The sequence below is a fragment of the Bradyrhizobium sp. 613_E4_N2_2 genome, from assembly GCF_052075995.1.
Lineage (GTDB): Bacteria > Pseudomonadota > Alphaproteobacteria > Rhizobiales > Xanthobacteraceae > Bradyrhizobium > Bradyrhizobium barranii.
In genome coordinates, this window is the sequence record NZ_CP197234.1 from 8,182,884 (window position 1) to 8,203,453 (window position 20,570).

23 protein-coding genes are annotated in these 20,570 nt (G+C 65.8%); 7 read left to right on the forward strand and 16 right to left on the reverse strand.

Annotation, left to right across the window (positions count from 1 at the left end):
* Positions 1-17: 17 nt before the first annotated feature.
* Positions 18-629: a gamma-glutamylcyclotransferase gene (locus AB7290_RS38765; RefSeq protein ID WP_028147288.1), complete on the forward strand. Its 612-nt coding sequence runs from the start codon at positions 18-20 to the stop codon at positions 627-629.
* Here AB7290_RS38765 and AB7290_RS38770 read toward each other — a convergent pair.
* The 4 genes from AB7290_RS38770 to ftsE all read right to left on the reverse strand — a co-directional run bounded on the left by AB7290_RS38770 (position 626) and on the right by ftsE (position 3,808).
* Complete coding sequence (locus tag AB7290_RS38770) at positions 626-1,399, reverse strand: lysophospholipid acyltransferase family protein (RefSeq protein WP_085401940.1); 774 nt, start codon at positions 1,397-1,399, stop codon at positions 626-628. The genes AB7290_RS38765 and AB7290_RS38770 overlap by 4 nt on opposite strands.
* Before the next feature lie 11 nt (positions 1,400-1,410).
* On the reverse strand, positions 1,411-2,115 hold the full coding sequence (locus tag AB7290_RS38775; protein WP_085401939.1) for a YdcF family protein: 705 nt from the start codon (positions 2,113-2,115) through the stop codon (positions 1,411-1,413).
* A gap of 72 nt (positions 2,116-2,187) precedes the next feature.
* The gene (locus AB7290_RS38780; protein ID WP_063985782.1) at positions 2,188-3,156 is read right to left on the reverse strand and encodes a cell division protein FtsX; all 969 of its coding nucleotides are present in this window, start codon (positions 3,154-3,156) and stop codon (positions 2,188-2,190) included.
* Positions 3,149-3,808 (reverse strand): cell division ATP-binding protein FtsE, encoded by a 660-nt coding sequence (ftsE, locus tag AB7290_RS38785; RefSeq protein WP_014491659.1) that lies wholly within the window; start codon positions 3,806-3,808, stop codon positions 3,149-3,151. The genes AB7290_RS38780 and ftsE overlap by 8 nt, the downstream gene beginning before the upstream one ends.
* Before the next feature lie 181 nt (positions 3,809-3,989).
* Between ftsE and AB7290_RS38790 the strand changes: the two genes are divergently transcribed.
* Positions 3,990-4,868, forward strand: a complete 879-nt coding sequence (locus tag AB7290_RS38790; protein WP_085401938.1) for an MJ0042-type zinc finger domain-containing protein — start codon at positions 3,990-3,992, stop codon at positions 4,866-4,868.
* A gap of 59 nt (positions 4,869-4,927) precedes the next feature.
* Positions 4,928-5,302, forward strand: coding sequence for a response regulator (locus tag AB7290_RS38795; RefSeq protein WP_028147294.1), 375 nt, complete (start codon positions 4,928-4,930; stop codon positions 5,300-5,302).
* A gap of 134 nt (positions 5,303-5,436) precedes the next feature.
* On the opposite strand, the gene AB7290_RS38800 is transcribed toward AB7290_RS38795, so the two are convergent.
* Positions 5,437-6,342: a DUF4175 family protein gene (locus AB7290_RS38800; RefSeq protein WP_071909343.1), complete on the reverse strand. Its 906-nt coding sequence runs from the start codon at positions 6,340-6,342 to the stop codon at positions 5,437-5,439.
* A gap of 3 nt (positions 6,343-6,345) precedes the next feature.
* A complete protein-coding gene (locus AB7290_RS38805) occupies positions 6,346-8,463 on the reverse strand; it encodes a TIGR02302 family protein (protein ID WP_085401937.1) in 2,118 nt (705 codons plus the stop codon).
* Between the two features lie 178 nt (positions 8,464-8,641).
* Between AB7290_RS38805 and AB7290_RS38810 the strand changes: the two genes are divergently transcribed.
* Both AB7290_RS38810 and AB7290_RS38815 read left to right on the forward strand, forming a co-directional pair.
* Positions 8,642-9,025 carry a carboxymuconolactone decarboxylase family protein gene (locus AB7290_RS38810; RefSeq protein WP_014491654.1) on the forward strand — a complete coding sequence of 128 codons (384 nt, stop codon included), beginning with the start codon at positions 8,642-8,644 and terminating at the stop codon, positions 9,023-9,025.
* Between the two features lie 117 nt (positions 9,026-9,142).
* Entirely contained in the window at positions 9,143-10,051 is a 909-nt protein-coding gene (locus AB7290_RS38815) for an NAD(P)-dependent oxidoreductase (protein ID WP_085401936.1), read from the forward strand.
* Between the two features lie 209 nt (positions 10,052-10,260).
* Here AB7290_RS38815 and lysA read toward each other — a convergent pair whose 3' ends face one another.
* From lysA to argH, 3 genes are all read right to left on the reverse strand, one after another.
* A complete protein-coding gene (gene lysA, locus AB7290_RS38820) occupies positions 10,261-11,526 on the reverse strand; it encodes a diaminopimelate decarboxylase (protein ID WP_085401935.1) in 1,266 nt (421 codons plus the stop codon).
* Positions 11,527-11,549: 23 nt separating this feature from the next.
* Positions 11,550-11,843 carry an LPS translocon maturation chaperone LptM gene (lptM, locus tag AB7290_RS38825; protein ID WP_063985789.1) on the reverse strand — a complete coding sequence of 98 codons (294 nt, stop codon included), beginning with the start codon at positions 11,841-11,843 and terminating at the stop codon, positions 11,550-11,552.
* 93 nt (positions 11,844-11,936) lie between these two features.
* The gene (gene argH / locus AB7290_RS38830; RefSeq protein ID WP_135216224.1) at positions 11,937-13,334 is read right to left on the reverse strand and encodes an argininosuccinate lyase; all 1,398 of its coding nucleotides are present in this window, start codon (positions 13,332-13,334) and stop codon (positions 11,937-11,939) included.
* A 109-nt stretch (positions 13,335-13,443) separates the two neighbouring features.
* Here argH and tlpA point away from each other — a divergent pair, with 109 nt between their 5' ends.
* Positions 13,444-14,109 carry a thiol:disulfide interchange protein TlpA gene (gene tlpA, locus AB7290_RS38835; protein ID WP_063985791.1) on the forward strand — a complete coding sequence of 222 codons (666 nt, stop codon included), beginning with the start codon at positions 13,444-13,446 and terminating at the stop codon, positions 14,107-14,109.
* 10 nt (positions 14,110-14,119) lie between these two features.
* Here tlpA and AB7290_RS38840 read toward each other — a convergent pair whose 3' ends face one another.
* From AB7290_RS38840 to AB7290_RS38865, 6 genes are all read right to left on the reverse strand, one after another.
* Complete coding sequence (locus AB7290_RS38840; RefSeq protein ID WP_014491648.1) at positions 14,120-14,314, reverse strand: hypothetical protein; 195 nt, start codon at positions 14,312-14,314, stop codon at positions 14,120-14,122.
* Between the two features lie 237 nt (positions 14,315-14,551).
* Positions 14,552-15,433: a 3-hydroxybutyryl-CoA dehydrogenase gene (locus AB7290_RS38845; RefSeq protein ID WP_063985792.1), complete on the reverse strand. Its 882-nt coding sequence runs from the start codon at positions 15,431-15,433 to the stop codon at positions 14,552-14,554.
* 210 nt (positions 15,434-15,643) lie between these two features.
* Positions 15,644-16,588, reverse strand: coding sequence for an electron transfer flavoprotein subunit alpha/FixB family protein (locus AB7290_RS38850; protein ID WP_063985793.1), 945 nt, complete (start codon positions 16,586-16,588; stop codon positions 15,644-15,646).
* Positions 16,588-17,337: an electron transfer flavoprotein subunit beta/FixA family protein gene (locus AB7290_RS38855; protein ID WP_071909337.1), complete on the reverse strand. Its 750-nt coding sequence runs from the start codon at positions 17,335-17,337 to the stop codon at positions 16,588-16,590. Before AB7290_RS38855 ends, AB7290_RS38850 begins: the two co-directional genes overlap by 1 nt.
* Positions 17,338-17,462: 125 nt before the next feature.
* Positions 17,463-18,035: a cob(I)yrinic acid a,c-diamide adenosyltransferase gene (locus AB7290_RS38860; protein ID WP_085401934.1), complete on the reverse strand. Its 573-nt coding sequence runs from the start codon at positions 18,033-18,035 to the stop codon at positions 17,463-17,465.
* Positions 18,036-18,037: 2 nt separating this feature from the next.
* On the reverse strand, positions 18,038-18,232 hold the full coding sequence (locus tag AB7290_RS38865; RefSeq protein ID WP_085401933.1) for a twin transmembrane helix small protein: 195 nt from the start codon (positions 18,230-18,232) through the stop codon (positions 18,038-18,040).
* A 241-nt stretch (positions 18,233-18,473) separates the two neighbouring features.
* Between AB7290_RS38865 and AB7290_RS38870 the strand changes: the two genes are divergently transcribed.
* Positions 18,474-19,367 (forward strand): YihY/virulence factor BrkB family protein, encoded by an 894-nt coding sequence (locus tag AB7290_RS38870; protein WP_085401932.1) that lies wholly within the window; start codon positions 18,474-18,476, stop codon positions 19,365-19,367.
* Here AB7290_RS38870 and AB7290_RS38875 read toward each other — a convergent pair.
* A complete protein-coding gene (locus tag AB7290_RS38875) occupies positions 19,294-20,568 on the reverse strand; it encodes an ATP-binding protein (protein WP_085401931.1) in 1,275 nt (424 codons plus the stop codon). The two genes, AB7290_RS38870 and AB7290_RS38875, sit on opposite strands and share 74 nt — an antisense overlap.
* Positions 20,569-20,570: the final 2 nt, after the last annotated feature.

Below are 20,570 nucleotides of genomic sequence, written 5' to 3' on the forward strand. Positions count from 1 at the left end.
TGGTAGCCGTGCCCGAAATGTCGGAAATCACCCTCCCCTCCGTCACCACAGCCAAGGGCGACCTCTGGGTGTTCGGCTATGGCTCGCTCATGTGGCGGCCGGGCTTCGAATTCAGGGAACGCGTCCCGGCGCGGCTGGTCGGCGAGCACCGCGCGCTGTGCGTCTATTCCTTCGTGCATCGCGGCACGCCGGAGCAGCCGGGCCTGGTGCTCGGGCTCGACCGCGGCGGCGCCTGCCGCGGCATTGCTTTTCGCGTCGCCGAGAAGGACCGCGCCGACGTCGTCGCCTATCTGCGGGCGCGCGAGCAGGTCACCTCCGTCTATCGCGAGGTGATGCGCTCGGTGTGGCTTGAGAACGATGCGCGACAGCGCGTCTCCGCGCTCGCCTATGTCGTCGATCGCGGCCACGTCCAGTATGCCGGCCGGCTGTCGCTCGCCGACCAGCATCGCCATGTCGTCCAGGGTCATGGCCAGTCCGGCGCCAACCGCGACTACGTGACGGCAACGGTGAAGGCGATCGAGGCCGAAGGTTTTCGCGACACGCAATTGCATCAGCTCGCGACCATGCTGCACGGTGATGCGCATTCGCTGCACGCGCCGGCTCCCGCAGAAGATCGAGAGAACCGCTAGCTCTGCGACGGCGCGTAGCTCGGCGACGAGCCGATCAACTGCTCCTGCTCTTTCCGGCCCGCTTCGACGAGGCGGCCGGTCGCGTCTTCGATGGCGGTTTGCACGCGCGAGAGAAACTCGTCTTTCGGAAGGCCTGATGGCAGCGGATCGAGGAACTCGACCACCAGCGTGCCGGGATAGCGCATGAAGGTGCGGCGCGGCCAGAACAGGCCGGAATTGAGCGCGATCGGCAGGCACCGCACGCCGCAGGACGAATAGATCTGCGCAAAGCCGGTCTTGTAATCGGGCGCGGCGCCGGGCGCCCGGCGTGTGCCTTCCGGAAAGATCACGAGCTGCCCGCCTGCGCGCACCGCGTCGCGCGCCCGCCGCGTCATGTCCAGCAGCGCCTTCACGCCGGCCTTGCGGTCGATCGCGATCATTCCGGTCTTGACCAGGAACTGGCCGAAGACCGGGATCTGCATGAGCTGACGCTTGAGGATGAAGATCGGACGGTTGAAGAAGCCCGGCAGCACGAACGTCTCCCAGAACGACTGATGCTTCGCCGCGATCACCAGTGGCCCTGCCGGAATCTTCTCCAGCCCACGGAATTCGACCTTGATGTTGCAGATCACGCGCATCAGGAACAGCGTCGCCTTCGCCCACCATTGCGCGATCGTCAGCATGGCGCGCGGCGGCAATGCGAAGGTCGGCAGCGCCACGATCGCGAGGCATACGAGCACGGCGTAGAACAGCACGTTGAACAGGAGCGAGCGCAGGAAAATCAAAAACATCGATGGTCCGATCAATTGGCCTGTGCCGTGGCGGGCCGCTTCGGCGCCACGCCAGCAGGCTGCTCCGACATCTCGGGGGAAAGGTCAATCCCGAAATCCTCCAGCCGCACCCTCAGCTCGGCGGCGATGTACTTGACGTATTCGGACAAGAGCAGCCGCAAGGTGGAGGCCGAGGTCCACCACGGCTCCTCACGCCATTTTTCGCCGACCACCGCGAACGGGATCAGCGTGGTCTCGGGCATCGCATGCGAGAACTCCACCAGCGCGCGCGGCATGTGATAGTTCGAGGTGACGACGATCAGCGATCTGAAGCCGCGCCCCTCGGCCCAGCGCCGCGCTTCCGCCGCGTTGCCGCGGGTCGAGACCGCAGTGCGGTCGAGATCGACACAGCAATGCATGAAGGACTGGTTCTCCGGCAGCGTCCGGGAAATGTCGCTCGCCGTCGAGGTCGGGTGCACGCCGGAGATCAGGAGCCGCTTGCCGTAGCCGGCCGCCAGGAGCTCCATCGCATCCGACACCCGCGAGGAGCCGCCGGTCAGGACCACGATGCCGTCCGCCTTGCGGTCCGGCGCGATCTCGGCGCCGCGCAATTGCGCCAGGAAGGCGATGAAGCCCGCCGCCGCGCCGACGAAGACGAACGCGATCGTCGATACCAATGCCGCGCGCAGCCAGCCGCGCGGCAATTTCGGCGATCGATCGTCGGTCGGCAAGGTCATATGATGTCGGTGATCCCTTCCCCGGATGATTTTAGGACGTTTTGAGGCGAAGTGGAGTCCGGTTTATCGGGCTCAATCGACATCATTCAGCGTCGCGAACAGCGTCTGGCGCGAAGCAACCGCGGTGATGGCGCCGATCAGCACCGCCTGCACCGCGAGCACGATGTAGCCCGACGGCCGCAGCGAAAAGGTGCCGAGCAGAGCTGCGAACTGGTCGCCGACGGGGGTCCCGGAAAACCAGCCGGCGATCGACTCGGAGAAGCCGAACACCAGCATGGCGGCGCCGCCGCCGATCACGCCACCCTCCAGGCCCAGCCTGAGGAAGTGACGCAGGAAGCGGTTGGCGATGTAACGGTCGCCGGCACCGACGAAATGCAGGACCTCGACGATCGGTTGGTTCGCCGCCATGGCGCCGCGGGTCGCGAACGAGACCGAGATGATGGTCGCGATGATGACGAGGGCGAGGATACCGATGCCGGCGAGCACGGTGGCGTTGGTCATCGAGCGCATCCGCTCGATCCAGGCGCGGTGATCGTCGACGCTGGCGCTTGGGGCGGCCTGGGTCACGCGCGCGCGCAAGGCGCCGAGATCGAGCGGCGTGCCGGGCTGCACGCGCGCGATGATCATCCGCGGCACCGGCAAATCGTCCATCGACAGGCCGGTGCCGAGCCAGGGCTCGAGCAGCTTGCCGCTCTCGTCCTTGGTGAACGGCTTGACCTCGATGATGCCGGCCTGCGCGCGGATGGCCTCCGTCACTGCCGCCGTGTCGCGATCGAGATCGCGGCCGGTCTGCGGGCGGACCTGGATGGTGATTTCGCTTGCAACGTCCGACTGCCATTCCGCGGCGGAGGCACTGACGAGCAGCACCGTGCCCGTGGTCATCGAGGCGAGGAAGGTCATGATGGCGACGACGGCAACCAGCGCGCGGCCGTGGATCGAGGCGCGCGGCACGATCGGCGACATGTTGCGCGCCTTGGGCGGAAGCTGCGGACGCTCCTGTCCGAGATCTACCAGCACGCCGCGGTCGTCGGGCCTACTCATAGACGTGCAGCCGCCCCTGGTGCAGCACGAAGCGTCGCGCCTCGTACTGGTCCATCAGGCCGATGTCGTGGGTGGCGATGATGACGGCGGTGCCTGATTTGTTGAGCTCGATGAACAGCCTCAGCAGCCGGCGGCCGAGCGTCGGATCGACGCTGCCGGTCGGCTCGTCGGCGAGCAGGAGTTGCGGCCGCGAGATCACGGCGCGCGCGATCGCCGCGCGCTGCTTCTCGCCGCCGGACAGGATCGGCGGCAGCGCGTCCATGCGGTCACCGAGGCCGACCCAGCGCAACAGGTCGATCACCTCCTTGCGATAGCTCGACTCGCTGCGGCCCATGACGCGGAACGGCAAGGCGACGTTCTCATAGGTCGTCATGTGGTCGAGCAGGCGGAAGTCCTGGAGCACGATTCCGATGCGCTTGCGCAAATCCGCGATCTCGTCCTTGCCGAGCTGCGAGATGTCGTGGCCGAACAGGTTGACGAGGCCGCGCGTCGGCCGGTGCGACAGGAACAGCAAACGCAGCAGCGAGGTCTTGCCGGCGCCGGACGGGCCGGTGAGAAACTGGAAGGAATGCGCCGGAATCTCGAAACTGAGGTCGCGCAGAATCTCCGGCCCCAGTCCGTAACGCAATCCGACATTTTCGAACCGAACCAAGCTCAGCTCCGTTCGAGAGGGGGCGCGGGCCGCGCTGCTGCGCTCCGCCACACGCGATCAACGGGTTTTGCGACCGTTATGGTTTCCGGTTCGTTAACGGTCGCTCTGTAGCATCTGGGATGCCCGGTTCTCCGCGACCGAAGCATCGTCAAGACCAGTCCGTGCATCAAGGCTCGTGTCCATGCATATCGTCTGCCCCCATTGTACGACATCCTACGCCATCAAGCCCGCGAGCCTGGGGGCGAACGGACGAACGGTCCGCTGCTCCCGCTGCAAGGAGACCTGGGTCGCCTATGCCGAGGATGCCATCGAGGAGGCGTCCGTCCCGGCCATGGCGGCCGCCAGCCAGGCCGACGACCAGTCCGACCTCGCCGATCAGTGGAACTCCTACGCCAGGGACGACGGCGCCGCTGACACGCCTGTCGTCGACAGCCCCTCGATCGCCAGCGACTGGCCGGCCGAGGACGCCCAGGCGACCGAGGACGAATGGTCAGCGGCGGCCCGCGCCGCCGAGGATGACGTCGTCGGCGCGCAGCACCAGTCTTGGTTCCGCAGCCTGTTCAGCCGCCGCGGGGCGCGGGTGAGGCGTCAGGCCCCCACCGAGGCTCCGCGAAAATCCCATTTCGGTCTGCCGACCGCCTGCGCCGCCATGGGCGCGCTGGTGCTGGCGCTGGTCATCTGGCGCGGCGACATGGTCCGACTGCTGCCGCAGACGGCGGCGTTCTACAAGATGGTCGGACTCGAAGTTAATTTGCGCGGGCTGGCGTTCAAGGACGTCAAGCTCTCCAGCGAGACCGTGGACGGTAAGCAGGTGCTGGTGATCGAGGGCGTGATCGTGGGTCAAAGCAAGAAGCCGCTCGATATCCCGCGGCTGCGCTTTGCGGTGCGCGACGCGCAGGGAGCGGAAATCTACGCCTGGAACACCGTGCTGGAGCAGACCGTGCTGCAGCCGGGTGAGCGCGCCTTCTTCCGCTCGCGCCTGGCCTCGCCGCCGCCGGAGGGTCGCAATATCGACGTTCGCTTCTTCAACCGGCGCGACATTGCCGGCGGCAGCGTATAATCGATTTTGCATATCCCGCACGGGAGGCTGGTCCCAAGATTGGTCTCAAGGTTGGTCTCATGCCGAAAATCCTGATCGCCGACGACGAGGACTCGATGCGCCAGCTGGTTGCGCGCGCTATCGCCATGGACGGCCACGAGACCGTCACCGCGCAGGACGGCGCCGAGGCGCTGGAAATCCTGACCCGCGAGAACGGCGCGTTCGATCTCCTGCTCACCGACATCCAGATGCCGGTGATGGACGGCATCGCGCTGGCGCTCTCCGCCGCGCGCGATTTCCCCGACCTGACCATTTTGCTGATGACCGGCTTTGCCGACCAGCGCGAGCGCGCCTCGAATTTGAATGCGCTGGTGCATGACGTCGTGACCAAGCCGTTCTCGGTGGCCGACATCCGTACGGCGGTCGCGGACGCGCTGGCAGCGAAGAAAGCGTAGCGGCACGGCGTATTCCGCTGTCATGCCCCGGCCTTGACCGGGGCATCCAGTACGCCGCGGCCTCTCATTCAATCACAACCGTTTCTGGAATACTGGATCGCCCGCCTGCGCGGGCGATGACACCGAGTGTGACGTCAAAAATCCTTCAGCAGACGCTCGAGGTAATCGAGCTCGATCTGCGGACGCGCGGGATCGCTCAGGCGGCGGCGGAGCTCTTCGAGGATGCGGCGCGCGCGCTGGGCATCGATCTCGCCGGGAATCTTGACCGTGTAGTCGTCGCTGTATTCCTTGCCGCGCAGTGGCCGGCCCAGCGGGTCGGTCCGTTCGCCGCCGCTCTGCTGGCGGCCGACAGCCTGACCGGGGCCGTCACCGTCGCCCGGATCCTGGCCTTCGCCGTTCTGCTGCCCGCCGAGCGCGTCGGCGAGATCCTGCATGCCCTTGCGCAGGGCGTCGATGGCCTTGCCCTGCGATGCCGTCGCACCGTCGGCATCGCCCTCGCCGATCTGATTGCCGGCATCTCCCATGGCGTTCTCGGCGGCGTCGAAGCCGTCATCGCCATCCTGGTCGCCGTCCTGACCCTGACCTTGGCCCTGCTGACCTTGTTGGCCCTGCTGCCCCGGCTGTTTCTGCCCGCGCTGGCCTTTCTGGCCATCCTGCTGCAAGCCCATCTCGGCGAGCTTCTTCTTGAGGGCCTCCAGCCGCTTCTTCAATTGCTCCTGCCGGCCCTGCGTATCCTGCGACCCTTCGCGCGACGCCGAGGGATCGTTCGGATCGGGATAGAGATACTTCTCCATGTCCCGGATCGCCCGGGACTGCTGGCCAATGCTCTCGTCCGAGTTCTTGTCCTTCAGGTTGTCGGCGGATTGCTTCATCGACCGCTCGGCGCTGTCGAGCAGTGCATCCAGACTCTTTTGGTCGGCGCGCGACGACTGGGCGAGGCCAATCGAAGCCGTGGAACAGGACAGCATAAGCACGAGACAAGCCGTGGCGAGCCTTCCGCGCGCGACCTTGCCGTTCTGCCAGATTGAGGTGTGTTTCATGAGCTATCTCGCTCCCTGGGATTCACGCCAGGTCCTGAGCTCTTCGCGCAAGGCGTCCTGCTGCCTTGCCAGGTCCTCCAGCTGATCGCTGGTCGCGCCGCGCGTCTTCTGCCGCAGCTCTCTCGATTTGCGCAGGATCTCCGCAACCTTGGGCGGCAGAGGCTTGGTACGTTGGCCGCGCTTGGAGTCCTTGCTCTGCCGGTCGGTTTCGTCGCGAAGCGCGTTCTGCTCCCGGAGCAGGTCGTTCAGCTCGCGCGCAATCTCGTCCATCTCTTTCTGCTCGGCGCTGGGCGGCCCCGGAGGATTTTCCAGCGCGCGGGCCAGGCGGTCCAGCTCGCGCGCCGCCGCTTCGCGATTGCCGCGCTGGATCAGCCGCTCGATGCGCTTCATCTGGTCGTCGAGGCCGATGGCCGGCCGCGCCAGCGGATTGCTGCGCATCTGCTGCGCGTACTGGCGCATGTAATTGTCGAGCGCGGTCCGCAGATTGTCCATGAGCTTCTTGAGCTCTTCGTCGCTGGCGCCGCGCTGAAGCGCCTGCTTGAGTGCGTCCTGCGCCGCGCGCAACGCCTTGGCGACGTCGCTGATGTTGCCGTCCTCGATCGTCACCGCAAGCGCCCACAGGCTCGCCACGACCTCACGCAGGGAATCGTCGGTGCGCGCCGCCTCGAGCTGGCGTGCGACGCTGTGCAGACCGAGATACTGCCCGGCTTCCGGCGTGAACATCTCGGGCGCGATCATCAGCGCGTCGAGCGCGGCGTAGACGTCGGAATTCTTGTTGGCGTCGAGCGCGAGGATGCGGCGCTGCTCGATCAGCGCGCGGGCGAGCGGCTTGGTGAACAGCCGGCCCGGCAAGCGCATGTTGAAGGGCTCGCTCTTCGCCTCGTTGCCGGCCTCGTCCTTGGCGGTGAGCGTCAGCGTCACGTCCGCACCGGAATAAGGATCCTCGCTGAGGTCCTTCACGGTCTGGCCGACGCCGTTGCGGGTCCGCGCATTGGGCAGGGTCAGCGCGAATTGCGGCGGCTGGAACAGCGGCCGCGCGGCCTTGCCGTCCGCGTCCTTGGTTCCGTCCTTGTCTTCGGTTGCGCGCGGAACGAATTGCGCGGCGGCGCCCGTGACGCCGTAATCGTCCTCGATCTTGTAGGAGAGCTGCAACGCGCCGTAGGCCTGACGCTCGGGATCCTTGGCGAGCGCGATCGTCGGCGGGCGGTCGGGCGTCGCCGCGAAGGCCCATTGCGGCTGGCCGGAGGGCGCGCGGACATGCGCGGTGCCGTCGCCGGTGATGGTAAAATGCTTCTCGTTGGTACCCTTCGGCGCGGCCTCGCTGGGCGCAACCTCCTTGAGGCCGCCGGAGGTGACGACATCGAGGCTGCTACCGGAGGAGCGCACGATCAGGGTCGAGCCGGCCGGAACTGCGAGTGGGCCGCTGGCAGGCAGCGCTGCGGCCTCCTTGTTGGCGGCCGACAGGATGACCGGCGGCTTGCCGGTGTAGAGCGGCGGGGTGATCCAGGCATCGACGCGGACGTTGGTCGGCGCCAGCACGCCGTTCCAGTCGAACGCGGCACCCAACCGCATCGCGCGTTCGTCGCCGGCGGCGAAGAAGGTCGCGACCAGCATCACCATGACCAGCGCGCGTAGCGCCCAGGGATCGTGCAGGGCGAGGCGCGGATGCGGCAAGCCGGCACGGATGCGCTTGAGCGAAGCCAGCGTGCGCTCGCGCTGCGCCTGCCACAGCGCCAGCGCAACCGGGTCTTTCGAGCTCAGCGTGTCCGTCAGCGTCGTCGCCGGGCGGTGACGGATACCGGAGCCACGGTCGAGCCGGCTCAGAGCCTCGTCGCGGCCCGGCCAGCGGAAACGAAGCAGCGGGACCAGAGCGGCGATTGCGGCGCCGGCAAAAACCACGAGACCGATGGCACGGATGACGGACGGCAGCGCCAGCCAGAGGCCGGCCCACGACACCACAAGGAACAGGCCAACGACAGTCAACACCCGCGCCAGATGTGGCCAGGCACGTTCCCACGCGATGGCATAAATAGCCCGATCGAGGGCCTGCGTCAGCTTCAGCCGCGACAGAGCGTCGCCATCGCGGATCGGGTCTGACGGGTCGGGGGTGACGCCGTTCAATCAATTCTCCAGGTTGCCCGGTAGAGAAGCGTATCACAACGGCAGCACTGAGGCATCCGTTCCGGTACGGGAGAGACCCCTTTTCCCGCATAACACGAGGACGTGACTGGCCGGGCGCAACCCCGTAATTTCCACGCGCCATTCCCAAGGGAAACGCAAGGGAAATAGAGGGAACGCCATGGACAAGAAGATGCACGACAAGGGCCTGGAAGTCCGCAAAGCGGTGCTGGGCGAGGCCTATGTCAACAATGCCCTGAAGAACGTCGACGATTTCAACCGTCCGTTCCAGGAGATGCTCAACGAATATTGCTGGGGCACCGTGTGGGGCCGCGAGGAGCTGCCGCGCAAGACCCGCAGCATGCTCAACATCGCCATGATCGCGATCCTCAACCGCCAGCACGAGTTTCGCGCGCATCTCAAGGGCGCGCTGACCAACGGCGTCTCCCGCGACGAGATCCGCGAGATCCTGATGCAGGTCGCGATCTATGGCGGCATGCCGGCCGCAGTCGACAGCTTTCGCATCGCGCGCGAGGTGTTCGCGGAGATCGACGGCAAGGCGTGAGGCCGACCTCTCTCCGCCGTCGTCCCGGGGGGTGCCGAGCGCGAGCCCGGGACGACGAGCGGAGAATGATCGCCGTTTCACATCCAACGAACAACGAAGAAGAAAGAAGGAAACACCATGCACATCGGATTCATCGGCCTCGGAAACATGGGTTTCCCGATGGCGCGGCGGCTGATCGAGGCGGGGCACAAGCTCGTCGTGTTCGACACGCGCAAGGAGGTCGTCGACAAGCTCGTGGCGCGCGGTGCCACCGCTGCAACCTCGCCGAAGGACGTTGCCGACCAGGTCGAGACGGTCATGGCGAGCCTGCCCTCGCTGCAGGCGTCGCTCGAGGTCGCCACGGGAGCAAACGGCGTGATCGAAGGGAGCCGCGCCAGACGCTTCATCGATCTCTCCACCGTCGGCTCGACGATGGCGGCGAAGATCCACGGCCTGCTGGCAAAACGCGACATCGTGCAGATCGACTGCCCCGTCTCCGGCGGCGTCGGCGGCGCCGAGAAGGGCACCCTGGCGGTGATGGTCTCAGGGCCCAAAGCCGAGTTCGAGCTGCTCAAGCCCGCGCTCGACGTGATCGGAAAAGTGTTCTTCATCGGCGAGAAGCCGGGCGCGGCGCAGACCATGAAGCTCGCCAACAATTTCCTGTCGGCGACCGCGATCGTGGCGACCTCGGAAGCGGTGGTGATGGGCGTCAAGGCGGGGCTCGATCCCGCCGTGATGATCGACGTCATCAATGCCGGCTCCGGCATGAACACCGCGAGCCGCGACAAGTTTCCGCGCTCGGTTTTGCCGCGAACGTTCGACTTCGGCTTCGCCACCGGATTGATGGTGAAGGACGTGCGGCTGGCGCTGGAGGAGATGAAGTCGCTCGGCCTGTCGATGGAGGTCGCGGACGCGGTCGGACGGCTATGGGAGACCGTAATCAGCGCGGAAGGCGCCGAGTCCGATTTCACCGCGGCGATCAAGCCGATCGAGAAGAAGGCGGGGGTTGTGGTTGGCGGCGCGAAAGGTGGATTGGCCGGGAAGTAGCGCCACACACTCAGCTCGTCGTCCCGGGGCGCGCGAAGCGCGAGCCCGGGACCCATAACCACAGGCTGATATGGTAACGGGGACTCGGAGTTACAGCTTAGCCAAACAACCACTTCTTGTGGTTATGGGTCCCCGCCCCCCGTGCGCAATTGCGCACTAGGCGGGGACGACAGCGAGGATGAGGCGCGGCCTTACCGCCCCTCAATCCCTCACAACCACGGCGCCGGCGTGTCCATCGCGATCAGCTGCTCGACCTCGATACGCGGGCGCACCACGGCGTATTGATCGCCCTTCACCAGCACTTCCGGCACCAGCGCCCGCGTGTTGTAGGTGCCGGCCTGCACCGCGCCATAGGCGCCCGCGGTCATGATGGCGATGAGATCGCCAGGCTTCGGCGTCGGCAGCGTGCGATCCAGTGCGAGATAGTCGCCGGTCTCGCAGACCGGGCCGACGACGTCGGCCATGATCGTGGCGGCGCCCGCGGCCGGCTGCGTCACCGGCAGAATGTCGTGATGCGCCTCGTACAGCGTCGGGCGGATCAAATCGTTCATGGCGGCGTCGATGATGACGAAATTCTTGCCGTCGCCGTGCTTCACATAGATCACCCTGGCGACCAGGATGCCGGCATTGCCGACGATCATGCGGCCCGGCTCGAACATCAGCGTGCAGCCGAGATTGTGGCTGACGCGCTTGACCATGGCGGCATAGGCGTCGGGCGCCGGCGGCGCCTCGCGGTCCATGTAATAGGGAATGCCGAGGCCGCCGCCGAAATCGACATGCGAGATGTTGTGGCCGTCGCTGCGCAGCGTCTGCACGAATTCGGAGAGGATACGGAACGCGGTCTCCATCTTGGAGAGATCGGTGATCTGGCTGCCGATATGCACGTCGGTGCCTGTGACCTCGATGCCCGGAAGTTTTGCAGCGCGCGCATAGACCTCGCGGGCATAGGCGATCGGAATACCGAACTTGTTCTCGGACTTGCCGGTCGAGATCTTGGCATGCGTGCCGGCATCGACGTCGGGATTGACGCGCACAGAGATGCGCGCGGTCTTGCCCATCTCGGTCGCAAGCCGCGACAACAGCTCGAGCTCGGGCTCGGATTCGACGTTGAGGCAGAGGATGTCGGTGGCCAGCGCGGCACGTAATTCGGTTTCGGTCTTGCCGACGCCGGAGAACAGGATCTTGCTGGCGGGGATGCCGGCGGCCAGCGCGCGCTTCAATTCGCCGCCGGAGACCACGTCGGCGCCGGCCCCGAGCTTGGCCAGCGTGCGCAGCACCGACTGGTTGGAATTCGCCTTCATGGCGTAGCAGACCAGCACCTTCTCGCCGGCGAAGGCGTCGGCGAAGACGCGGTAGTGCCGCTCGAGCGTCGCGGTCGAATAGCAATAGAACGGCGTACCGACGGTTGCGGCCAGCTCGGACAGGTTCACGGCCTCGGCGTGCAGCACGCCGTTGCGATAGTCAAAATGGTTCATGGCGTCGGCTCAGCTATCCCGGCTCATTTTTTGCCGGGAGGTTCGTCCAGGAGCGGGTCGAGGATAAACGATTTCTTCTTGCCCTTGGCGGCGGCAGGCGCTGCGTCCGCACCGTAGCCGGGATTGAACACGCTCGGCGTCCTCTGGGCTTCGGTCTCGGTGTCGGTTGGAGCTGCGACATTGGCCGTGGATGCACTGGAGGCGGTCGGCGGCAGATCCAGCGGGCCCTTGCGGCCGCAGCCGGCAAGCGCGAGCGCCGTCAGGCTCAAGACAATGATGGCCCACCCCGAGCCGGCCGGGCGAAACTTTGACGTCACGACGAAATCCCCACTACGCGGGCCGCACCATACAGAGATTGGCACGCTCTGGCGAGAGCCGGATGACCATGAAACATAAGCGAAATTTTGCCCTCAGCCCAATTTTCGCTCTTTTTCCAGCCGCTTCGCCCAGGCCTTGGCCTGCGACGCCACGTTCTTCGGCGCGGTGCCGCCGTAGCTGGTCCGGCTCTTCACCGACGATTCGACCGAGAGCACGCCGAGCACGTCCTTGGTGATTTTTGGCTCGATCGCCTGCATCTCCTTCAGTGGCAGCTCGTGTAGCGCCACGCCGCCCTCGGCGGCCTTCGCCACGATACGGCCGGTGACGTGGTGGGCGTCGCGGAACGGCATCTTCAGCGTCCGCACCAGCCAGTCGGCAAGGTCGGTCGCGGTGGCATAGCCCTCGCCCGCCGCCGCCCTCATCTTCGCTTCGTCGGGCACGAGATCGCGGACCATGCCGGTCATGGCGCGGATCGCGAGCGACAGGGCAGCAAAGCCCTCCATCGCGCCCTGCTTGTCCTCCTGCATGTCCTTTTGATAGGCGAGCGGCAGGCCCTTCATCACGATCAGGAGGCCGTTGAGCGCGCCGATGACGCGGCCGGTCTTGGCGCGCACGAGCTCGGCGGCATCCGGGTTGCGCTTCTGCGGCATGATCGAGGATCCCGTGGTGAACTTGTCGCTGAGGCGGATGAGACCGACCAGCGGCGAGGTCCAGATCACGATCTCCTCGGCAAAGCGCGACATGTGCACGGCGCAGATCGAGGCCGCCGACAGCGTCTCCAGCACGAAGTCGCGATCGGAGACCGCATCGAGGGAATTCGCCATCGGGCGGTCGAAACCGAGCGCCTTCGCGGTGGCGTGGCGATCGATCGGGAACGAGGTGCCGGCGAGCGCGGCGGCGCCGAGCGGCGATTCATTGAGCCGCTTGCGGGCGTCCTGGAAACGACCGCGGTCGCGCGCGGCCATCTCGACATAGGCAAGCAGATGATGGCCGAAGGTCACGGGCTGCGCGGTCTGCAGATGCGTGAAGCCGGGCATGACGGTCGCGGCATGTTCGAGCGCGCGATTGACGAGCGCGGCCTGGAATGCGGCGAGCGCGGCATCGGTCTCGTCGAGAACGTCGCGGACATAGAGACGGAAATCGGTCGCAACCTGGTCGTTGCGCGAACGCGCGGTGTGCAGCCGGCCGGCGGCGGGGCCGATCAGCTCGGACAGGCGGCTCTCGACGTTCATATGGATATCTTCGAGCGCGCGCTTGAACGTGAAGCCGCCCTTGCCGATCTCTGACAAAATCGTGTCTAGACCCTTGCCGATATTTTTCGCATCAGAGCCCGTGATGATGCCCTGCGCGGCAAGCATCGCGGCGTGCGCCTTGGATGCGGCAATGTCCTGGGCAAAGAGGTGACGATCGACGTCGATGGAGACGTTGATCTCTTCCATGATCTCATCGGGGCGCTCCGAGAACCGGCCGCCCCACATCTTGTTGCTCATGATCCCCTGCTCACGCCTTGCTTGCCGCTGCTGCCGCACGTTTGCTGGCCGGAGCCAGCCGTATTAAGAGGCCCCTGATAGCCATATCTGCGACCGGATGACAAACGATATGCTCGACAAGACGCCCTCCGCCACGCGCCGGATCCCCCTCGTCATCGCCACTGTGGCGATCGGGGGGCTGGCCGGCTTCGCCGCGCTGTACGGGCTGGGCCTGAACCGGGCGCCCTCAGGCGATCCGGCCTGCCGGGCCGCGGTGGCAACGGCGCAAAAAATCGCTCCCCTCGCCCATGGAGAATTGGCCGCCCTGACCGTGGCGAGCGCGCCGCTAAAACTGCCCGACCTGGTCTTCGAGGACGCTGACGGCAAGCCGAAGAAGCTGTCCGATTTCCGCGGCAAGACGCTGCTGGTCAACCTCTGGGCCACCTGGTGCGTGCCCTGCCGCAAGGAAATGCCGGCGCTGGACGAGCTCCAGGGCAAGCTTTCGGGCCCGAATTTCGAGGTGGTGGCGATCAACATCGACACCCGCGACGCCGAGAAGCCCAAGACGTTCCTGAAAGAGGCCAATCTGACCCGGCTCGGCTATTTTAGCGATCAGAAAGCCAAGGTTTTCCAGGATCTTAAAGCCATAGGCCGGGCCCTGGGCATGCCGACCTCGGTGCTGGTCGACCCGCAGGGCTGCGAGATCGCGACGATCGCGGGGCCGGCGGAATGGGCGAGCGAGGACGCGCTCAAGCTGATCCGGGCTGCGACGGGCAAGGCCGCCGCGTCGCTCTAGGCGGTGTGTCTTAAGCGGTGACGTTGAGGTTGCCGCCGACGCCGGCGCCGACATTGGCGAGCGAGGGCTGACCAGCGCCGAGCAGCGTCAGGACGGTGGATTTTTCCGCGTCCGCATTCTGCTTCATCAGCGTCGCCGTGATATTCGACTGCAGCGCGCCTTGCTGAGCGGCCAGCATGGTGCTGACCATCGCCATCATGTCCATTACGCAAACCCTCTTACCGGGCGCAGCCTAGGGGCGATGGGTTAATGCGACATGAATTGTCACGGTGCGGATGCGCGGCCGGAGGGCGAGAGCGCCGTAGGGTGGGCAAAGCGGCTTGTCCGCCGTAGCTCGAAGAGCGAAGGCGGAAGCGTGCCCACCAATTTCCACCGCATCATTGGAGAGATGGTGGGCACGGCGCTTTGCGCCTTTGCCCACCCTACGGCACCGGAAATTGGATCAGCGCGTCGGAACCGGCTTGGCGCCGCGGTAGTCGTAGAAGCCGCGCTGGGTCTTGCGACCGAGCCAGCCGGCCTCGACGTATTTCACCAGCAGCGGGCACGGGCGATATTTGGAGTCGGCGAGGCCCTCATGCAGCACCTGCATGATCGACAGGCAGGTATCGAGGCCGATGAAATCGGCGAGCTCGAGCGGGCCCATCGGATGATGCGCGCCAAGCTTCATCGCCGCGTCGATGGCCTCGACATTGCCGACGCCTTCATACAGCGTGTAGATCGCCTCGTTGATCATCGGCAGCAGGATACGATTGACGATGAAGGCCGGGAAATCCTCGGAGACCGCGACCTGCTTGCCGAGCTTGGAGACGAATTCCTTGGACGCCTCGAAGGTCTGGTCGTCGGTGGCGATGCCGCGGATCAGCTCGACCAGCTCCATCAGCGGCACCGGATTCATGAAGTGAATGCCGATGAAGCGCTCGGGCCGGTCGGTGGCGGCGGCTAGCCGCGTGATCGAGATCGAGGAGGTATCGGAGGCGACGATCGCCTCCGGCTTCAGCACCGCGCAGAGCTCGTGGAAGATCTTGCGCTTGACCTCTTCCTTCTCGACCGCGGTCTCGATCACGAGGTCGCAATCGGCGAGGTCGTCGAGCTTCTCGGCGAGCTTGATGCGCGCCATCGCCTTGGTCTTGTCGTCCTCGCTGACGGCCTTCTTGGAGACCTGGCGCGCCAGATTGCCATTGATGGTGGCCATGCCCGACTTGAGCCGGTCGGCCGAGACGTCGTTGAGCACCACGTCGAAACCGGCCAGCGCCGCGACATGCGCGATGCCATTGCCCATCTGACCCGCGCCGATCACGCCGACCTTCTTGATCACTGCCGCCATAATGTCATCCACCGGAACGGCGCGCAGATCGCGCCTGCCTCATCCCCCGAGCCGGGAGGTCCGATTTAATCAGAAACTCGATTAGATCAGAATCCTGGCTCGAAACCTAGATTGGATCGCTTCCCCGGCGTGCCCCACGCCAAAGAAAACGCCTTGAAAAAGAAAAACCGGCCGGAGTGTACCACTCCGGCCGGTGTTTTTAGCGCGTTTTTACTTGCCGAGCTTGGCGAGCGCTTCGGTGAGCTCAGGAACCGCCTGGTAGAGGTCGGCGACCAGGCCGTAATCGGCGACCTGGAAGATCGGCGCGTCCTCGTCCTTGTTGATCGCGACGATCACCTTGGAGTCCTTCATGCCGGCCAGATGCTGGATCGCGCCGGAAATGCCCACCGCGACATAGAGCTCGGGGGCCACCACCTTGCCGGTCTGGCCGACCTGCCAGTCGTTCGGCGCATAGCCGGCATCCACCGCCGCGCGCGAGGCACCGACGCCGGCACCGAGCTTGTCGGCGAGCGGCTCGATGTACTTGGCGAAGTTCTCGCGGCTCTGCATGGCACGGCCACCGGAGACGATGATCTTGGCCGAGGTCAGCTCGGGGCGGTCGCTCTTGGCGACTTCCTCGCCGACGAAGGACGACAGGCCCGGATCGGCCGCCGCAGCGACGTTCTCGACGGCGGCGCTGCCGCCTTCACCCGCCGCCGCAAAGGTCGAGGTGCGCACCGTGATGACCTTCTTGGCGTCCTTCGACTTCACCGTCTGGATGGCGTTGCCGGCATAGATCGGGCGCTCATAGGTGTCGGGGGCGACCACCTTGGTGATCTCGGAGACCTGCATGACGTCGAGCAGGGCTGCGACACGCGGCATCACGTTCTTGAAGCGCGAGGTCGCGGGCGCGACGATCGCGTCATAGCCGGAAGCCAGCGAGACGATCAGCGCGGCCAGCGGCTCGGCAAGATCGTGGGCGTAGGTCTCGCCCTCGGCAAGCAGCACCTTCTTCACGCCGGCAAGCTTGGCGGCGGCATCCGCCGCAGCCTTGGCGTTCTGGCCGGCCACCAGCACGTCGACATCCGCGCCGAGTGCGGCAGCCGCGGTCAGGGCCTTGTTGGTCGCGTCCTTCAGCGACGCATTGTCGTGTTCGGCAATCAGAAGCGTCGTCATCAGAGCACCCCGGCTTCGTTCTTGAGTTTCGACACCAGCTCGGCGACGTCCTTGACCTTGACGCCCGCCTTGCGGCCCGCCGGCTCCGTCGTCTTGAGAACCTCGAGACGCGCGGCGACGTCGACGCCGTAATCGGCGACGGTCTTCTCCGCGATCGGCTTCTTCTTGGCCTTCATGATGTTGGGCAGCGAGGCATAGCGCGGCTCGTTGAGACGGAGATCCGTGGTGACGATCGCCGGTCCCTTCAGCTTGACGGTCTGCAGACCGCCGTCGACTTCGCGGGTGACCTTGAAGTCAGAACCTTCGACCTCGAGCTTCGAAGCAAACGTCGCCTGCGACCAGCCGAGCAGCGCGGCCAGCATCTGACCGGTCTGGTTGCTGTCGTCATCGATCGCCTGCTTGCCGAGAATGATCAGGCCGGGCTGCTCTTCGTCGGCGATCTTCTTCAGAATCTTCGCGACCGCGAGCGGCTCGACGGTGCCATCAACCTTCACCAGGATGCCGCGGTCGGCGCCCATGGCGAGACCGGTGCGGATCGTCTCCGAGGCCTGCGCCGGTCCAATGGAAACCACGACGACCTCGGTGGCCTTGCCGCCTTCCTTCAGGCGCAACGCTTCCTCGACCGCGATTTCGTCGAACGGGTTCATCGACATCTTCACGTTGGCGAGTTCAACGCCCGATCCATCGCCCTTGACGCGGACCTTGACGTTGTAATCAACCACCCGCTTTACCGGCACCAAGACCTTCATCGATCCTCTTTCACTCAATTTGGGAGGGGGGTTATCAACTGGCGCGGAACCTAAAGGCCTGATCCGGCCCGGTCAACGCGCGACAGGGCCAAATTTTAGACCTTAGAAATATCGACCTCAATGGGTCAGCGATTCTGGCCCGGAACCCAGAGCACGTCGCCGGCACCATTATCGTTGGCGGCACGGCTGGCAACGAACAGGAAGTCCGACAGGCGGTTCATATACTGGATGCCAGCAGCGCCCACGGGCTCGCCGGGCCGGGCCGCCAGTTCCACCATCACGCGTTCCGCCCTGCGGCAAATCGTACGGGCAACGTGGAGGTAGGCGGCGGCCGGCGTGCCGCCCGGCAGCACGAAGGAGGTGAGCGGCGCCAGCTTGTCGTTGAGCGCGTCGATGTCGCGTTCGAGCCGCTCGACCTGGCTTGCCACCACCCGCAGCCGCTCGGCCTTGCCTTCACGCTCGGGCACCGCGAGGTCCGCGCCGAGGTCGAACAGATCATTCTGGATGCGGCCGAGCATCGCGTCGAACTCGGACATGTCATGGGTGTGGAGCCTGACAACGCCGATCGCGGCATTGGTCTCGTCCACGGTGCCATAGGCTTCGATGCGCAGATCGTATTTCGGACGGCGCTCGCCCGTTCCGAGCGCCGTCGTGCCGTCGTCACCGGTCTTCGTATAGATGCGATTCAGCGTGACCATTTTTAACGCCCCATCGCCCAGACCGAGAGCATGGCAATCACGATCGCCACGAACTGAAGCAGCACGCGCCAGCGCATCAGCTTCTGCGAGGTGTTTGGCGAGCCGCCGCGCATCATGTTGACGAGACCGAGCAGCAGCACCACCGCCACGGCGCCGGCCGCTACCGGCAGGATGAAAGTACTCAGGAGAGATGCCATTTGGGGTAGATAACACCGTGCTTGCGGATGCGCCATGGTGCCGCGGCAGCCGCCGCCGTCATTCCGGGGCGATGCGAAGCATCGAGCCCGGAATGACGGCGGGGGCGCTTCGCGATCTGGCTTTTAGGTCAATAATATCAGATGGTAGTGCGATGATTTCTGGTCTGCGCCAATTGCCCGGCTTTTTCGCCTCTCCCCGCGCACGGGGCGAGCGAGCGGCACCTGTCGTGTAGGTGGGCGCGTGAGGGCAATCCGCACCATCTACGTCGTCGTGGAAGACGCCTTCTACACCTTCCTCGCCGACGACGGCTGGGCGATCGCGAGCCATATCGCGCTGTCGACGCTGATGGCGCTGTTCCCGTTCCTGATCGTGCTGACCTCGCTCGCCGGCTTCTTCGGCTCCAAGGAACTTGCCGATCAGGCCGCAAGCCTGATGCTTCAGGTCTGGCCCAAGCAGGTCGCCGATTCGATCTCGGGGGAAGTCCACGACGTTTTGACCACGACCCGCACCGGCGTGCTGACGATCGGCGCAGCGCTGTCGGTGTATTTCGCCTCCAACGGCGTCGAGGCGCTGCGCGTCGCGCTGAACCGCGCCTATGCGGTGGTGGAGATGCGGCGCTGGTACTGGCTGCGCCTTGAATCGATCGGCTACACGCTGGTCGCGGCCTTCACCGCGCTCGCCATGGCGTTCCTGATCGTGCTTGGCCCGCTCTTCATCGAGGCGGCGCGGCGCCATATCCCGCTGGTCGTCGAGTCGAACGAGAGCATCCTCACCTGGCTGCGCTACGGCATCACCGTGGGTGCGCTGGTGGTGGCGCTGATCATCCTGCATGCCTGGCTGCCGGCGGGACGGCGCACCTTCCTCCAGATCCTGCCCGGCATCGTCTTCACCATCGTGGCGTCGCTGATCTCGGGCATCGTGTTCGGCCAATATCTGGCGCGCTTCGCCAACAACTACGTGACGATGTATGCGGGGCTCGCCTCGGTGATCATCGCGCTGGTGTTCCTGTATTTCATCGCCGCGATATTCGTCTACGGCGGCGAACTCAACGCCGCGATCATCAAGTCGCAGCTTCCTCACGGCGTTTCGCTTCAAGCAGCGCAGTCGCTAAAGCGCGCGGAGACACAGGCTTGACCAGGAAGGCGTCGGCGCCGGCCTCGCGCGAGGCCGCCTCGTCCTCGCCACGGCCGGACACGCCGATGATGGGGATCTGAGCCAGCGGCGCCGGCATGGTCCGGATCCGCCTGATGGCCTCGACGCCGTCGATGCCAGGCAGCACCATGTCCATCAGCACCGCATCGAACGCGCCCTGCGCGAGCCGGTTCACCGCGTCCTCGCCGCGCCCGATGAACTCGGCATGGTGGCCGAGCTCGGTCAGGATGGTGTTGAGCACGACGCGGCCGAACGGATTGTCCTCGACACTGAGCACGCGCAGCGCGGCTATCGCATCCGCCTCGGCTTCGCCCTTCGACTTGCGGGACTTGCGCGATTCCGTCGCGTCGAGCGACATCGTCAACGTGAAGGTGGCGCCGCCGCCGCGCCGCGGTGCGACCGTGATGTCGCCGCCCATCGCGCGCGCCAGTTGCTTGACCGAGGAAAGGCCCAAGCCGGCGCCGCCGAAGCGCGAGGCGATGGTGACATTGGCCTGGGTGAAGGGGCGGAACAGCCGCTTGATCTCGGCCATGGTCAGGCCGATGCCGCTGTCGGACACCGCGAAGGCGACGCCGACCTTGCCCTTCGCCTTGTCTCTGGCCTTGCCTTTGGCGGGACGCCAAGGCGCGACCGCGAGCGCGACACCGCCCTGCTCGGTAAATTTGACGGCATTGTCGATCAGGTTCTCGAGCGCGGCGCGCAGGCGGACGGAATCGCCGACCACCAGCCCCGGCAGCTTCTCGGAGATATCGACCTGGGCCTGGAGGCCCTTGGCCGCGGCGCGTCCGGCGAGCGAATCGCCGGCGCTGCGGGCGAGCGCGCGCAGATCGAACAAGTCCTGCCGCAAGGCACTTCCACCCTTGCCCGCCCCCTTGCCGGTCCTGGCGGCATCGACGAACAGGGTGGCAAGGCTCGCCAGATGCTCGGCACCGGCCTTGATGGTGTCGGCCCAGCGCCGCTCCCGCTCGCCGAGATCGGAGGTGGCGAGCAGGTCGCTGATCGCGAGAATGCCGGTCAGGGGGGTACGGACCTCATGGGCGAAGGCGGCGAGCGCGGCCTGGACCACGTCCGGCGCCACGGCCTTGGCGCTGCGCTTGCGCAACCGGCCGGTCGCCCCGGACCGCTTCCGAGGCGGTCGCCTGGACGTTCGCGTGGTGCGCGCTGAGCGCGTTTTCGCCGCCATGA